We start from the raw sequence: 15,519 nt of genomic DNA, 5'->3' as shown, positions 1-15,519 counted from the left end.
CAACGCTCTCTGATTTGACCTGATTTACTATCCTAATTTGTCCATCTGATCCAGCCTGAGCCTTGGTCTGGATTTATAGACAGTTAATTTCTTCCTTTTTTACGCCAACGACCTAATAACCTGGGTTCTGTACCAGTTTTGAGTTTATCTGCACCTCCCGGAATGGGATTGGGTCCAGCAGCTTTTGCGGAGTGACGTTGAAAGCAGATGGAAGAATCCAGCCGTATTGAGCCTTCAGCTGGTTCCCTTTGGCCGTTGCGACTTCAATGGCTTTGCCAATCCGGATCAGGTCCTGCCAGCGGTGATTTTCGAACGCGAGTTCGTGCCGCATTTCATTCGAAACTATATCCAGTGTAGCAGTCGTTGCTTCAGGCAAACCCGCTCTACGGCGAACCTGGTTCAGGTAGGGCAAAGCAGCGCCAGCTTTATTTTGCTGTACCAGGCACTCAGCAAGCAGCAGTAACACTCCTGAATAGCGGTAAACGGGAAAATTATCAGGCGTATTAAAGGCGATGTCGTAAGGCGGGTGAAAGTATTTACGAATCATGTACCGGTAAGTTTTTCCCGCTTTCGGTGTGTAATTGACAGGAGAACCAATAAAGTCAGCCGTAAAATCTTCCACACCACTAATGACGCCTTCAACAACGGCAATCGAAGCGGGTAGTCTTACATCTCCCTTCTCATAGGAAGCCACCATTTCATCCGTCGGTACATTCCAGCCGCTGAAGATGTTCATCCGTCCGCCATCAAAACCCATCAGAAATGTGGGATTCGTCATTTTAGGCATGAACTGCCAGGCAAAATCGCTTTGCTGTCCACTCACCCGATCCGCCATATACTGCACATCAAAGATAGACTCCTGGTGATTTTTATTGGCCGGGTCAAATACTTTCGCATAATCGGCCAGCAGCGCGTAATTCATTTTGGTAATGTCAACCAGTTCTTTTTCGGCAGCGGCATAATCCCGGCTTTCACCCGACATCAGCGCGTAAGCCAGCAGCATTTTAGCCGCTCCTTTCGTTGCCCGTCCGCTTTGCGGGAAAGTAGTGACCGTAGGAAGCAAGTCGATGGCACTTTTTACGTCCGTTTTGATCTGGGCATATACTTCAGCAGGTGTGTTCCGGGCTTGAAATGACTCTTCCGGATTCGCCACTTCTTTCAATTGAAGAGGAACTCCACCAAAATGAGTTACCAGGCCGAAATAATAATAGGCTCGTAAAAAATAGGCTTCTCCCAGAATTGAATTCTTCACGTCAGTAGACAAACTGGTATTGGCGGCCAGCCGGTCAATGATTGTGTTGACATAAGCAATACCCCGATAACTGGCGTTCCATCGACTACCGGGCGCATTTGGAATACTGGAAACGGTCGCATCGATGGCAAACTGCGGAAACGCTTCCCTTGATTTTTCCAGACCACGGTTTGCCTGATAGATGGTAAAGAAGGTATTATCTGAGCGCATTTCATCATCATATACGCCCACATTAGTCAATTCACGTAAGGGTGTATACGCTGCGTTAACTGCCTGTCTGAACTGATCCTCCGTTTGAAAGAAGGTAGCCGAACTTAAATTAGTTGGTGGCGTGAGGTCCAGAAAACTTTCTTTACAGCCTGTCAGTAAGAGGGCTACAACCCCAATAAAGATTATTTTTTTCATGATCGTCGGAAAGTCAGGTCAGAAGTTAACGTTAACGCCAAGGGTGTACACTCTGGCAATAGGGAAGGCGGTAAAGTCACGACCCTGATTGAGGCCGTTTAAACCGGCCAGACCAACTTCGGGGTTCATGCCCGGATACTTGGTAAACAGTACCGGGTTCTGTGTGCTGAAATATGCCCGGAAGCTTTTAATGGTCTTGTTGTTGCCGATTGGGATCAGATACCCAAGCGTAATGTTCTTAACGGCCAGATACGTTCCGCTGAAAACCTGACGGGTTGAAAAATTTCGGAAATCGGCCGTCGTGCCTGCCCGGGTTCTGGGATAAATGCCGTCTCCTGGATTTTCGGGCGAACGCCACCGTCGGGCCACGCCCTTGCGCACGTTAAATACACCATCTATGTTTTCGGTTGACTGAAATGCGTCATCGGCAATATCATTTCCAACGGTTCCGGCGATAACAATGGATAGGTCGAGCTTCTTGTAACTCAGCGTATTGGTCATTCCGTAGACAAAGTCGGGATTTGGATTGCCAATGTACGTCCGGTCATTGATGTCGATTTTTCCATCTCCATTGATGTCCGCAAAACGGGCGGTACCTATCATCGACGTAGCGCCATGCGGCTGGCTGTCAAATTCCTGCTGAGTCATATATACACCCGTATTAACGTAGCCGTAAAAGAGGCCGATCGGGTGACCCACCGCTGTACGGTTGTCATCCCAATACTCCTGATAGCCGCCAATAGGCGCATTGTTGGTACCGAGTTTACGAACCAGGTTACGGTTAAAGGAAATATTGAAACTGGTGCTCCAGTTAAACTTCCCTTCTATGTTTCGCGTGTCAATGGCAAACTCATGACCCCAGAAGTCAAACCGGCCAATGTTTGATGAAACGGCTGAGTAACCCGACTGTACGGGAATGTCGATGGCATACAGAAGACCGTCTGTTTTCTTGTAATAATAATCGTAAGTGAAATTAATACGATTGTTTAACAGCGAAAGATCTAAACCAGCGTCAAAGCCCGTAGTCGTTTCCCAGGTTAAATTGGAATTGCCAATACCCGACAGGACGCGTCCAGACGCTAACGCGTTATTAAACACATAGTTCGATGGGTTAACGCCGGCCAGGTACGTGTAATTACCAATGTTGTTATTGCCAACTTGACCGTAACTCGCTCTTACCTTAAGAAAATTAATGGATTTGTAGCGATTCATGAACTTCTCATCGGAAACCACCCAGCCAAACGAAGCTGAAGGGAATGTTCCGAATCGTTTATTAGACCCAAACCTTGACGAACCATCGCTACGGAAAGCCAGTGAAAGCAGGTAGTTTCCTTTGTAGTTGTAGTTCAGCCGTCCCAGATAGCTAATCAACGAATAGTCACTGGCGCCAACGTTACCGATTCGATTGGCAGCTACGTTTAACCATTGAACGCTGTTATCCGGGAATTGACTGCCGTTGATGTTGCTATTCTCCATTTTAACCTTCTGGGTCGTATAGCCAAGCAGTGCTTCCAGATTATGATTGCCGAAGGATCGGTTGTAGGTCAGCGTATTTTCGGACAACCAGGATAAATAATTTGCGGTATTGTAACTACCACTGGCCGACGCTGCCGGTGTTGGCCCGCCTAAAATTGTGGAGGGTTGGAACAGCCGGTTAATATCATTGCTGGTATTAATGTTGATACTGGATTTAACATTCAGCCCTTTGAGTATCTGATAATCAACATACGCATTACCGATGAGGACCATGTACTTAGCTGGATTCACCGTTTGCATCAATACCTGATAATAATTAGGCGTCGAGAACATGCCCGGTGGTGCAAACCCAATTGGATAAGTCCCGTCATCATTTTTATACTTCAAGGTCGGATCGGACAAATAAGCTACCTGAATGATGTTACGTCCTTCGCCCAAACCAGGGGTTATATTGGTAACATAGTGGGTAGCTGCCAGATTCATGCCAAGTCTGAGTTTAGGAGAGACCGAGAAGATATTATTGGCTCGAACCGTAAAGCGACTGGCTGAATTATTAAGCATGACGCCGTCCTGCTTATTGTAGCCTAAATGAACGACTGATTGAACGGTTTTGGCGTCGGTAGAAATGGAAAGATTATAATCCTGGATAGCTGCTGTTCGCAGCAAAACATTAAACCAGTTTGTGCCGTCGTTTGGACTGTATTGGGAAGGATTCTGGTACTGCTGAGGAACCCCGCCCTTATAGCCCTCATACAGAGCGGCATCCTCGTAATATTCCTTCTTGAACTGGGCAAATTCCGGAGCGTTCATCAAATCGGGTTTCCCGCGGTCTGAAACGGACTGTACCCCCACAAAGCTGCTGAACTGAACATTCCGTTGTCCATTCTTCGCCTGCTTAGTTGTCACTAAAATAACCCCATTGGCCGCCCGCGACCCGTAAAGCGAGGCCGCTGCCGCATCTTTTAATACCGTAATGGATTCGATGGCATCTGGGTTTATTACGTTCAATCCACTCGTTGTTGGAAAGCCATCAACAACAATCAGGGGGTTATTACCCGCATTGATAGAAGCGGCTCCCCGTATCCTGATGCTCAATTCGGCTCCCGGCTGGCCAGTGTTCTGGTTAATTTGTACACCTGCCAGTTTTCCCTGAAGCCGCTGGCTGATGTTGGTGGCAGGAATGTCTTTTAATTCAGCGGCTTTGATATTACTAATAGCCCCGGTCAGTTCTCGCTTGGTTTGGGTGCCATACCCAACGACGACCACCTCACTTAAGTTGGTCTCATCAGTAACCAGTTGAATATTCAGTACGTCAGCGTTAGCAATTTTTTCACTGAAAGGCTGGTAACCAACAAAGCTAAAGTTAAGTGTATTGCCTTTCGCTGCCGAAATAGAGAATTTTCCCTCGACATCGGTAATCGTACCGGTTGATGTACCGGCGACAACCACACTAACACCTGGAAGCGCAGCCCCCTGCACATCCCGGACAGTACCGGTGATTTTTTGAGTCTGTGCTACAACTCTGGAACAATTAAAAAGCAGTATAGCTATCGTTAGAATGATCGAACAATACGTCCAACCCCGATTGTAATATTGTCTCATAAGGCTAAGGTTTAAGGTCAAAAAACGAAGAACTGTTTCAGTAATTTTCTGATCCGAAATTACATTTTGCCAATATGGACAACCTATAAATAATCTATTTTTTTGTCAAAAAGTACAAAACAATGTTGAATCTTAACAATTCGCGCCTGGCTCAGATGAAGAAATAAGCCAGATTTACGCCAAGCGGTCAATGCATTGAATCAGAAAGTCAAAACTGTAATGGCTTTGACGGGGGTTTCTCCTGGCTATCATTTTATACCAATCCAGATACGTCAACTTCTATGTGCAAAAACACTCTGACTACTTCAATACGCATTATCCGTCAGATTATAAACAAGAGGAGATTTTTACATAGTTTGTACTTTTTGATATTTACTATCCTGTAAGCGATTTTTATTCCACAGGACTTTACCGCCAGACGAAGGCCATGTTGAACAACTTTTTCAAATACCTAACCGTCAGTAAGACCGAAGAGAGTTGGGGCCTGTATGTAACCACAGTTGGTTACTCAAAAGTTGAACCAAACCAGAACTACCCTAACGAGTCTCATCCTGACAGTCATAAACTGACCTGGAACAGAGGCAGAATCTTAAACGACTATTACATCATCTTTATAACCAGAGGTAAGGGTGTATTTGAAGCAGAAAATCTGCAACCTACCGAAGTGAGTGCGGGGCAATGCTTCTTTCTTTTTCCTGGTGTGTGGCATCGCTACAAACCTGATGTGAAATCAGGTTGGGAAGAATATTGGGTAGGCTTCAACGGCTATTATATACAGCAACTAATGAAGAATCTAAACTTTAATCCGGCCAGGCCATTTGTGGACATAAAGTCAAATAAAGAAATTCTGGTACTCTTACACCGGATATTTGATCAGGTGAAGGCTGCTAGTGTTGGCTATCACCAGCAAATTGCCGGGATTACTTTGCAGATATTAGGAGTATTAAATACAATTTCTAGATTTAAAGCTTATGATAACGACCCGGTCGGAAGATTAATCGCGAAAGCAGAGTTTATCCTGCAAGAGTCCTACGAAACGCAGGTTGACGTAGAAGAGTTAGCCAGTCAGTTACCAATGGGCTATTCTGCTTTCCGAAAAGCCTTTAAGCGTATAACCGGCGTCTCGCCCAATCAGTATCATCTTAATCTTCGCTTATCCCGCGCCAGAGACTTGCTCATTAACACGAATCTGAATATTAGCGAAATTACCAATCAGACCGGTTTTGAATCAGTATATTATTTTTCAAAACTGTTCAAGAAGAAAAATGGCCTTTCGCCCGTCGCATTTCGAAAGCAGGAAAGCATTATCTGACGTTTATCAATAACGAGCGCCACTTCATATGTTGCTAACTGGAGTTGCCAGTTAGCAAAAAAACGTCCTATAATTTTGGTAAACGAAAACATGGACTTGCTCTATTTTACTGGACACGACTCTGATTAATCTTAACGTAATTTCCAGTAGAATAGAACAAGTTCAGACGTTGAATGAATGATACCTGGAACAATTTCAAATTTCGTTACTCTGAGTGTTTTCAACAATTGTTGACTACAAACCGTGATATGTATGTTTTTAAAGAGACTTTATTGCTAACAAATTACCAAGTTGCCACGCGGTTCGTATCAGGTTTTGCTCAGTAAGCTGCATGGCTGTGCCGATGTCTGTCGGGCCATTACCAATAGCTAGTAAGACATTGAAATACTGATTTAATTCCTCATTCTGTTCCAACGGAATCTTGCCCGCCAGACCAATTACAGGTAGATTTTTGTGCTTTGCCTGAAATGCTACGCCAAATGGTCCTTTGCCGTGTAAGGTTTGCTCGTCGATACTGCCTTCGCCGGTGATAACGATATCGGCCTTATCCAGTGCTTTATCGAAACGAGTGAACTGAAGAAAAAAATCAATGCCGTTCACCAATTTTGCATTGCAAAACGTGTAGAGACCCGCAGCCACACCGCCAGCTGCACCACCGTGCTTCACCCGTATCATGTCAATACCCGTTTGCTTAAAGGCTATTTCGGCGAGCTTGTTCATACTGGCATCCAGTTTTTTTACTCCTCCGGACGTCGCTCCTTTTTGAGGTCCGAAAACGGCGGCCGACCCCTGCTCACCAATTAACACATTATCTACATCGCAAAGGATATTTAGCTCACAAGCCAGAATCCGCTGATCAAGTCCTGAAACATCAATTGTCGCTAACTCGGTCAGACTTTCAGGGGTGGTCAAAACGGTACCTTCAGCTGTTAAAAAGCGGATACCAAGCGCCCGCAAAATTCCCGTTCCACCGTCTACCGTAGCCGATCCGCCAATGGCCAGAATAATTTCTTTTACGCCTTTATCCAGTGCAAGTTTAATCAGTTCGCCGGTGCCGAATGATGTGGCTCGTAGTGGATCTAATTCAGCCGGTTTTACTAATTGAAGCCCCGATGCATTCGCCATTTCGATGATGGCTGTTTCTCCGTTATTAACCAGCCCAAACGACGAGCTTATCTGCCGGTCAAACGGGTCATTTACGTCTGCTGAAACAACTAATCCGTCGTATTTTTTGATCATCAACTCGCCCGTACCATCGCCCCCATCACCCACCGGAAAGCATTCACAAACGCAATTAAGACGGCTTTGCTCTAATCCTTTCTGAATCGCGCTGGCAATATCTATGGCATTCAGGCTATGCTTAAACGCATTTGGAGCAATAAGGACACGGATTGGTTTCATTCAATAACGCTAAAGGAAAGTTCAAGATCAGGTCAGTTTTTATTCAGATTCGATAGTTTCTCAAGCACAAGATATAAGGCCTGATTACCCAATGTGCCTTTACCCATTGCCTGGATGGATAAATAAAGTTGTTTGACTAAGGCAAGTCCTGGTAAAGACAACCGCATGGCTTCAGCTTCTTCCAGGGCGATGCCCAAATCCTTGACAAAATTATTGACGGTAAAACCCGGCGAATAATCACCCTTTGCGATTTTTGGGGCTAGAATATCCAGGCTCCAGCAGCCTGCTGCTCCTTTACTTATAGATTGCAGTAAAGTATTCAGATCCAGACCAGCTTTAAAACCATACAAAAGGCCCTCGCATACGCCAATGAGAGTTCCTGCAATCGTAATCTGATTACACATTTTTGTATGTTGTCCTGAGCCAGCAGGCCCCTGGAATACTATATTTTTCCCAAATGTCTCAAACAAGGGAAGCACAGAGTCCGCCACCGCTTTATCGCCCCCGATCATAATTGATAAGGTGCCATTGATAGCGCCTACTTCGCCACCCGAAACAGGGGCATCTATAAATTGGGCACCATGCATACCTGCTACCTCCGCAATCTTTATGGCAAGACTTGGTTTGGTCGTTGTCATATCGATCAAAATGGCACCAGACTTCATCCCATTGATTATCCCTTCCTGACCAAAATAACATTCCTCCACATCGGCTGGAGAGCCAATGATCGTAACGATTACGTCGGAATTAGCAGCCACCTCGGCAGGCGTGTCGAACCATGTACAGCCCAGCTCGATCAATTCAGTTGCTTTGCTTTTTGTGCGGTTCTGGACATTGACTTTGTAGCCTGCATTTAACAGGTGCTTGACCATCGGACTCCCCATGAGTCCAGTCCCAATCCATCCAATTGCCTTATCTTTAGTCATCTAACTAATTTTTAAAATAAAACCCCACCGGAGGATCGGCATTTTTTATGGTTGTCAGGATCAATTATAATTTCCAATATTATCCTTAACTTATACCGATCATGAAGATCTGCCGGTCCGACGGTGAGGTGCTATTTATTGGTTGAAATTTATTTAAAAATTCCTTTGTCTTTGAGAAACTGAATACTTCGGGCGTGATTGCTGAAACACTGTTGTTTGTCGGCAGCAGGGAGGAGTTCAATGGTAACGTATCGTATATTTTGCTTACCCATTAGCTCAATCACTGTATTGACCGACAAGGGATTGTCTGTAAGTATTGGCTGAGACTCCCCCAAATTCAGTGTTTTGAAATGAGATGTAATCCAGCGATTTCTCATCGTGGCTAAGTAGGTAGCTACTTTTTCAGGATTAGCTTTCACCTTTGATGAGTTCCGAAATGGATTGCCAATATCAAACTGAAAGCCTACATTGGTGGTACCTTTAAAAAAGTCCTGAAGGCCAAAATAGGTAGAGCCATTCCCAAAAAAAGGTTCATTCAAATTCTCAAGAATGAACTGTATATGTTGCTGTTTAGCCATGGCAGCACAACGGTCCGACAGCTTAATTAACTGAGTCAACTCCGCTTTAGTCCACCCCTTTTTTACGCTATCAGCTTCAAACTCTGATTTGGACAGTAATGCACGCAGAATACCCGGCTTTGGAAAAAACAGCGTATTGGCTAGTCCCCTTTTGAATACGTCGAAATAGCCTGAGTCAAGGACGTTTTTCTGGATTTCGTAGATTACCTCCAATTTGTTCTGCTGGGCTACTTTAGCTAATGCCTTACAGTCGGCAGCTGAAAGCATTGCCTGATCGTCTCGAAGCTCGATAAAACTGTATCCTTCTTTGGCTGCATATTCCATCAATTCGGTTAGGCTTTCAACAGTCATGGGCATGGCCTTCTGAAAGTTCTGCGTCGAGAAGCCAACTCTCAAATCTGGATAGTCTTTAACGACCAGTTGCTTTTTTTCTGGCTGGGCAATGGCAGAGACAACCAGCAGAAGGGTAAGCGCAGGAAATAAGAGGAATAATTTACCCATCTAGGTGTTTGTGAATTAGTCAAACGTAGTGGAAGAAATTAACTCATCAGGATAAAAAAGCATAGCGAAATATCCGCCATGCTTTCCAGACCAACCTATGATGCAAGGCAATATATTTAATGTACCCACGGGATTCATCCCGTGCTTTACGTCAATCAAACACGGGATAAATCCTGTAGGTACGATAGCTTAGTGCGTTTTTAACTTACCAGCTACGGGCTGTGCGATAAATTCAATAAAGTCAACTCGGGCCGTTTCAGTGCCATTTGCAACACCCGCTATCTCAATTTCATCGCCCGTATTGATTTTAACCTTAGGAATGGTTTTCCGTTTCCAGCAATCGACATCATCTGCCAGCTTCCACGATGCCTTCTGTTTACCAGCAACCGATAAAGCCAAAGTACCCTGTCCTCCTTTTTCGTCCGCATACGACACCACGATGTCATAAACACCGGATGGGTTCGTAAAAGCCGACCTTGCGGTCCCTTTAGTCGTTGTCTGTACGCATGGCTCTATCAGGAATTTATCAGCCGTATAGCCGCTCAACGTCATCGTTTCAACTTCCATACCCGTTATAGGTAAGAATCCAGCAACGCCCGCTTCGTTCAGGCCATTTCGGACAGCCCGTAGTAACGAATACGGTGAGCCATCATAGTGTTTAATGCCGATTCCTTTGGCACCCCCATCAACCGAAATTTTGATGCTGGATTTTACGATTTCAGGAGTCGTAAGTAAGCGGGTCGGAACGCCGGGAATGATCGGAATATAGTTGCCCATGAAATACTTGGTCGTGGCTATCCTGGACTTTCGATCTGACTTCTGATAGCCATTTTGCTCTGTGTGCGTGGATAAATGAACGGAATTAATGTTGTTTTTCAACTCTTCAAGGGCTAGTCCAGATGTCCTGTCATTCAGATCATTCAGCCTGAAATCAATTTTTGGATTTACCTCATGCAGCTTGTCGGTCACTAACTTATAGATTTCTGTGGTAGACGCTTTCCGGAAATTGCGCCAGTTATCCAACTGAGGTTGTGCGTATGGGTTGTCTTTCAGAACAGGAATTGCGGCTTCCATGTCGAATCCCATAGCTTTAGCTTTCAGCTTGCAGGACTCGCAGAAACAAGTACCACCTTTAACCGGATCGTCGGACCGGCTGAAGAGCAACATGCAGGTCTGCACATAATCGACATCGTAGTTTTTGGCTAAATCGCCGTAAAGAGCGACAAGATATTCCCGCACATCTGGATGGTTTGTGCAGGGTCTCTCAACGGGATTATTGTTAATATCCCGCTGTTTAAACTCTTCATGCTGATTGAGATACTCTACCGGAATATAGGTATGAGATACCTCAACCCCTGCCCGAAGGCCGCGTGCATGCGCTTTATCAAGAACCAGTTTCAGCCAATCGGTTTCATTCAGCCAGCTATACTTCGAGAACACAGGTTTAATTTTTCCATACGTACTCATAGTAGGCCGGAAATACGCCCTGGAATCTTCGGCATCCCATTCCCGACGAACCGGGTTATGGTTAAATGTAAATGTTCCGGGTAATTTGTCATTGTTGAAGGGCCGGTGCTCTTGATGCATTACCGCAATCAGGTAGACAGAATTTACCCCGGCTATACTTGTCATATTGTCGAGAATAAGATCCATACCCTCATCGTGCACTTCCCAGGGGTAAATACTCCCGGTAACTTCGAAATTGGGGGCAGGCACGTTGGACCGCTGGACGACCTGTGCATTCAAATTTGTGATGCATAGCAACCCAACGATTGCCAGCATACTTTCTTTAGGGAAAATGAATCGTTTCATCACGCTTAGATTAGTTGAGGATGGAATAGACGTATAAAATCAGCTCACCAGATTCGGTGTCTGGGGCTTCTTTTTCACCAGCATAACAATGGTTGATGCCAGAGTGACTAACAAAACAGCCAATCCCAGAAGGTACACGTATCCTCGTGATGCATCCAGACTAATAGTCGTTTTCGTCGTGCCGAGCATTTCGTACACAGGAATTGTCCACTTTAGTAAATAGGCCTGCGCCAGTACAATCAGGCAGATCAGGAGTAGCATGAAGAAACTATGCTTCACCGTAAAGCGGAATAATTCAGATTCTTGCCCTACCAGATTACCAGCTGCCGCGGCTACGGCGATGGATTGTGGCGAAATCATTTTGCCCACAACCCCACCCGATATGTTGGCCGCTACCGTTACCACCGGATCGACACCAATGGACGTTGCGGTAGCATACTGGAGCTTACTAAACAGGGCATTTGCCGACGTATCAGAACCCGTAATGAACACCCCTAACCAACCGAGCACTGGCGCGAAAAATGGAAACATGAATCCCGTATTGGCCAGTACTGCGGCAAGCGTTAGTGTAATACCCGAATCGTTCAAAATGTAGGCAAATCCTAATACGGCGGCAATTGTCAGAATGGGGAATTTTAGTTGGTTCAATGTGGCTCCAAAAACCTTTGCACCCTCCCGGTAGGTCAGGCCAATGAGCGGAATGGCGACAAGATCAGCAATGAGTATGGCGGTACCTGCTGCTGATAAATAATTGACTTTAAATAGTTTAGAGAGAACTGCCCCATCTTGTCCCTGAATGGCATTGTGAAGTCCCGGAAACTCAAACTGGAACATACCAATTGAGTTAAGTACATCCTTAATGGGTTGCATCCCCCAGGCAATCACCATAATAGTCAGTACAATAAACGGCGACCAGGCTCGAAGCATTTGTCCGCTTGTGTAGGTAATGCTGGCATCAAACGTAGGGGCAGGTTCGTTGGCAAAGCGCCATACGGCTTTAGGTTTCCAGAAGCGCAGGAAAACCATCAGGCAGACAATTGAGCCCAGACCTGCAATTACATCGGGTAGAGAAGGTCCTAAATAATTGGATGAAAACCATTGCAGAAAGGCAAATGAAACGCCGGATACCAATACCGCAGGCCATATCTCCCTGGCTTTTTTAAAACCCGCGATGATCATGACCAGATAAAACGGCAGCATGATGGATAGAATTGGTAATGTCCGGCCAACCATTTGTGAGATGGGCAACTCAGGAATGCCGGATACTTGCGAGGCTACTGTAATTGGAATGCCGATGGAGCCAAACGCAACGGGAGCTGTATTGGCAATCAGGCAAATCCCCGATGCATAGAGTGGATTAAACCCCAAACCTACCAACATAGCGGCTGTAATGGCAACCGGTGCGCCAAAACCAGCTGTTCCTTCCAGAAATGACCCAAAGGAAAAGGCAATCAACAGCGCCTGCAATCGCCGGTCGGAGGTGATAGACGCCATAAAATGTTTGATAATTTCGAACTGGCCGCTTTTGACTGTTAGGTTGAAAAGAAACACCGACATAACCACCAGCCAGCAGATTGGAAACAGGCCGTATAAAGCGCCATGCCCAATTGATAGAACCGCTAGTTTTATGGGCATTCCATACACCAGAATGGCAATAACTGTAGCAATGACAATAGCGATCAGACTTGCCTGATAGCCCCTCATTTTTTTGATGATCAGTGCCCAGAAAATGAAGATAATAGGCACGGCCGCGACCAGTACGGACAAAGCTATATTGTTAAGTGGATCAATAACCTGTATCCATTTCATAGAGTTGACTGCATTAATGTAGGTGGTTAAAAAAATCAGTTCTGCATCGCCCACTTCTTATCGGTTTTCTCACCCATGTCCAACACCAGCGTACCGCCATTCATCAGCTCATCGTGGGTAAACGAGAGTGATTTTAACGGCTTGCCGTTTAAGGTGGCTGACTGGATGTACTTATTTCGACGGGATGACTTAGGAGCCAACAGGGTGAATGTCTTGCCGTTAGGCAGGTTGATGCTCACTTTAGTGAATAACGGACTGGTGATGCTGTAACGGGGCAGGCCGGGCGTGGTAGGATAAAAACCCATAGCCGAGAAGACCACAAAGGAGGACATCGAACCACCATCTTCATCCCCCGGAACCCCGAAAATGGTGTCCTGGAACCAGGTGTCAAGCAGGAGTCGGGTGTATTTCTGGGTTTTCCAGGGCGAGTTGGTGTAGTTGAAGAGGTAGGGAATGAAGAAGGTCACCTGATTGCCCATCGCAAACTGACCGATCATGCCCGTTTGGTTTGGCCATTTTTCCCAGAAAACTGGCTTGCTACGGTCGAGGCCTTCCCGGAAAAGCTGGTCGAGTTTCTGCTCCATTATATCCGCTCCACCCAGTAATTCTCTCAACCCTTTAATGTCCTGCTGAACATTCCACAAATAACTCCAGCCATTATTTTCGTTGTAATAATCAAATCCATTGTGCCCACCGTCAAATTTAGGATCGATATCGATCCAGTTTCCTTTGGCATCTTTGGGCATAAAAAATCCTATTTTTTCCTGCCAGACGTTCTTATAATTCTGGGCGCGGGGGGCATATTTCTTATACACATCCTGATTGCCCAGTTCCTTTGCCAGTTCACTCAACGCCCAGCTATCATACGAATCGCCCAAGGTTATAGCCACCGCCGACCGCTTCTGACCTGGCTTCTGTGAGGCAAACGCATCCGTTTCTGTCTCACCGGGGTGGAGTGCCGGATAATAGCCTTTCGCGAAATAAAAGTCTTCCAGGTCCCCCTTGGGTCCATTTCTGAAAGGAAGCATGGTTGCCTGTTCGGCATTTTTGAGCATGCCTTCGAAAGCTGTTTTCACATCGAAATTCCGGATTCCTTTGCGGTACGCGTCCAGAAACATCACTGACGATTTGAAGCCAAACATGCCGGGACGGTCGCCGAAGGGCCTTGGGTACTCAGGCATCCAGCCGTTTTGCTGGTACATGGTTACGTAGGATTGTAGCATATCGGCTTCCCGTTTGGGATCAAGAATAGATCGCAAAGGGTGCAGGGCCAGGTAGTTGCCCCAGGTATAATCATCGTTGTAAAAAGGACGGGCAGTTTCGTGCACCTTCTTATCTGCGCCACTGAAATAGCTGCCGTTTTCGGAGAAATCAATCATACGAACGTAACAGCGGTAGAGGGCCGTGTAAAAACTGCGTTTCTGGGCGTCGGTACCGCCTTCCACGTTTACCTGTCCGATAACTTTTTCCCAGGCCGCTTTGCCTTTGTTTTTGAGCTGATCGAACGTAACGTTGGTCAGTTCTTTCTCAAAGTTTTTCTTAGCCTGCTCGGGACTGACAAATGAAACGGCGTAGCGGAATTCAACGACAGATCCATCCCTTTCACCGTAGCTGGCAAAGGCTCGTTCGCCAGCCATTTTCATCGGTTTCTCAGGCACGGCACTCACGGTGTATTTCCCCCAGTCTTTTTCACCGTCTTTTTTACCTGCCTGTGGCTTTCCGGTAAAAACGCCGTATAAATAAGCTGTCCCTTTTTGTTCATGAATGGCATCGACAACGAACTCGGTACCGATTAGCTGATTGCCATTCTGCAACTCGTATTTCCCGTTGGCGTAGTAATGCGAAAGCAAAAGATTTTTCTTGGCACCTACCGGAAAGGTAAACCGGTAGATACCCGTCTTTTCGCCAGCCGTATATTCCGTCAGAATATCACTATCCGTCAGTTTTACCGAATAGTACCAGGGCTGCGTAACCTCCAGATCGTGGTCGTAGGTCAAGCGGCTAAACCAAGCCGTATCCGCTACATTTCCGACAGATGGCTTTATCGCAAAAATCATCTGTGGGGTAATGATATTCTGGCACAGCATCGGGAAATCGGTGATCTGCATATCCAGATGATCCTGCCGATGGGGAAACACGCGTACCATCTGATTGGGCAGGTGGACAATAGGCCGATTGGTATTCAGCAAGGGCGCTACGTTCCCAATTGTCGGGTCAATATAGTTTATGCCCGTGCTGCTAATTTTGCCAGGTTGGGCTAAACTGAGTTGACACAAGCAAGTGGCAATAATCAGGCTGGCTAAAACTGTTTTAAGTAGGTTATGGTGTAAAAAGGACATATTTCGTTGAGGATTAAGGTGTTTCGATGTATATAGGTACCCATGGGCTTTAGCCCGTGTTTTTATTCCAATTCATACACGGGCTAAAGCCCATGGGTACATTCAA

Annotated in this window: 9 protein-coding genes; 1 reads left to right on the top strand and 8 read right to left on the bottom strand. The window is 45.9% G+C overall.

Features of this window, described 5'->3' with window-relative positions:
- Positions 1-112 precede the first annotated feature (112 nt).
- Together H3H32_RS07800 and H3H32_RS07795 are read right to left on the bottom strand one after the other, a co-directional pair.
- Entirely contained in the window at positions 113-1,657 is a 1,545-nt protein-coding gene (locus tag H3H32_RS07800; protein ID WP_182462166.1) for a RagB/SusD family nutrient uptake outer membrane protein, read from the bottom strand.
- Between the two features lie 18 nt (positions 1,658-1,675).
- Entirely contained in the window at positions 1,676-4,735 is a 3,060-nt protein-coding gene (locus tag H3H32_RS07795) for a SusC/RagA family TonB-linked outer membrane protein (protein ID WP_182462165.1), read from the bottom strand.
- Between the two features lie 427 nt (positions 4,736-5,162).
- On the opposite strand from H3H32_RS07795, the gene H3H32_RS07790 reads away from it, so the two are divergent.
- Positions 5,163-6,047: a helix-turn-helix domain-containing protein gene (locus H3H32_RS07790; RefSeq protein WP_182462164.1), complete on the top strand. Its 885-nt coding sequence runs from the start codon at positions 5,163-5,165 to the stop codon at positions 6,045-6,047.
- 258 nt (positions 6,048-6,305) lie between these two features.
- On the opposite strand, the gene H3H32_RS07785 is transcribed toward H3H32_RS07790, so the two are convergent.
- From H3H32_RS07785 to H3H32_RS07760, 6 genes are all read right to left on the bottom strand, one after another.
- Complete coding sequence (locus H3H32_RS07785; protein WP_182462163.1) at positions 6,306-7,448, bottom strand: glycerate kinase; 1,143 nt, start codon at positions 7,446-7,448, stop codon at positions 6,306-6,308.
- A 32-nt stretch (positions 7,449-7,480) separates the two neighbouring features.
- Positions 7,481-8,374 carry an NAD(P)-dependent oxidoreductase gene (locus H3H32_RS07780; protein WP_182462162.1) on the bottom strand — a complete coding sequence of 298 codons (894 nt, stop codon included), beginning with the start codon at positions 8,372-8,374 and terminating at the stop codon, positions 7,481-7,483.
- Between the two features lie 149 nt (positions 8,375-8,523).
- Positions 8,524-9,453 carry an IolE/MocC family protein gene (locus H3H32_RS07775; protein WP_182462161.1) on the bottom strand — a complete coding sequence of 310 codons (930 nt, stop codon included), beginning with the start codon at positions 9,451-9,453 and terminating at the stop codon, positions 8,524-8,526.
- A 189-nt stretch (positions 9,454-9,642) separates the two neighbouring features.
- Positions 9,643-11,265: a carbohydrate-binding protein gene (locus H3H32_RS07770; RefSeq protein WP_182462160.1), complete on the bottom strand. Its 1,623-nt coding sequence runs from the start codon at positions 11,263-11,265 to the stop codon at positions 9,643-9,645.
- Positions 11,266-11,304: 39 nt separating this feature from the next.
- Positions 11,305-13,074 carry an L-lactate permease gene (locus H3H32_RS07765; RefSeq protein ID WP_182462159.1) on the bottom strand — a complete coding sequence of 590 codons (1,770 nt, stop codon included), beginning with the start codon at positions 13,072-13,074 and terminating at the stop codon, positions 11,305-11,307.
- Between the two features lie 35 nt (positions 13,075-13,109).
- Entirely contained in the window at positions 13,110-15,413 is a 2,304-nt protein-coding gene (locus H3H32_RS07760; protein WP_182462158.1) for a GH92 family glycosyl hydrolase, read from the bottom strand.
- Positions 15,414-15,519 lie beyond the last annotated feature (106 nt).

Origin of the sequence: Spirosoma foliorum (assembly GCF_014117325.1) — a bacterium.
Classification (GTDB): Bacteria; Bacteroidota; Bacteroidia; order Cytophagales; family Spirosomataceae; genus Spirosoma; species Spirosoma foliorum.
Note: the sequence above shows the minus strand (reverse complement) of the source record. Positions and strands in the feature narration are given on the sequence as shown.

Excerpts from the sequence above, each read along its gene's own strand:
- H3H32_RS07795 (WP_182462165.1), bottom strand. The coding sequence starts at position 4,735 with ATGAGACAATATTACAATCGGGGTTGGACGTATTGTTCGATCATTCTA.
- H3H32_RS07760 (WP_182462158.1), bottom strand. The coding sequence starts at position 15,413 with ATGTCCTTTTTACACCATAACCTACTTAAAACAGTTTTAGCCAGCCTG.
- H3H32_RS07770 (WP_182462160.1), bottom strand. The coding sequence starts at position 11,265 with ATGAAACGATTCATTTTCCCTAAAGAAAGTATGCTGGCAATCGTTGGG.
- H3H32_RS07780 (WP_182462162.1), bottom strand. The coding sequence starts at position 8,374 with ATGACTAAAGATAAGGCAATTGGATGGATTGGGACTGGACTCATGGGG.
- H3H32_RS07785 (WP_182462163.1), bottom strand. The coding sequence starts at position 7,448 with ATGAAACCAATCCGTGTCCTTATTGCTCCAAATGCGTTTAAGCATAGC.
- H3H32_RS07790 (WP_182462164.1), top strand. The coding sequence starts at position 5,163 with ATGTTGAACAACTTTTTCAAATACCTAACCGTCAGTAAGACCGAAGAG.
- H3H32_RS07765 (WP_182462159.1), bottom strand. The coding sequence starts at position 13,074 with ATGAAATGGATACAGGTTATTGATCCACTTAACAATATAGCTTTGTCC.
- H3H32_RS07775 (WP_182462161.1), bottom strand. The coding sequence starts at position 9,453 with ATGGGTAAATTATTCCTCTTATTTCCTGCGCTTACCCTTCTGCTGGTT.
- H3H32_RS07800 (WP_182462166.1), bottom strand. The coding sequence starts at position 1,657 with ATGAAAAAAATAATCTTTATTGGGGTTGTAGCCCTCTTACTGACAGGC.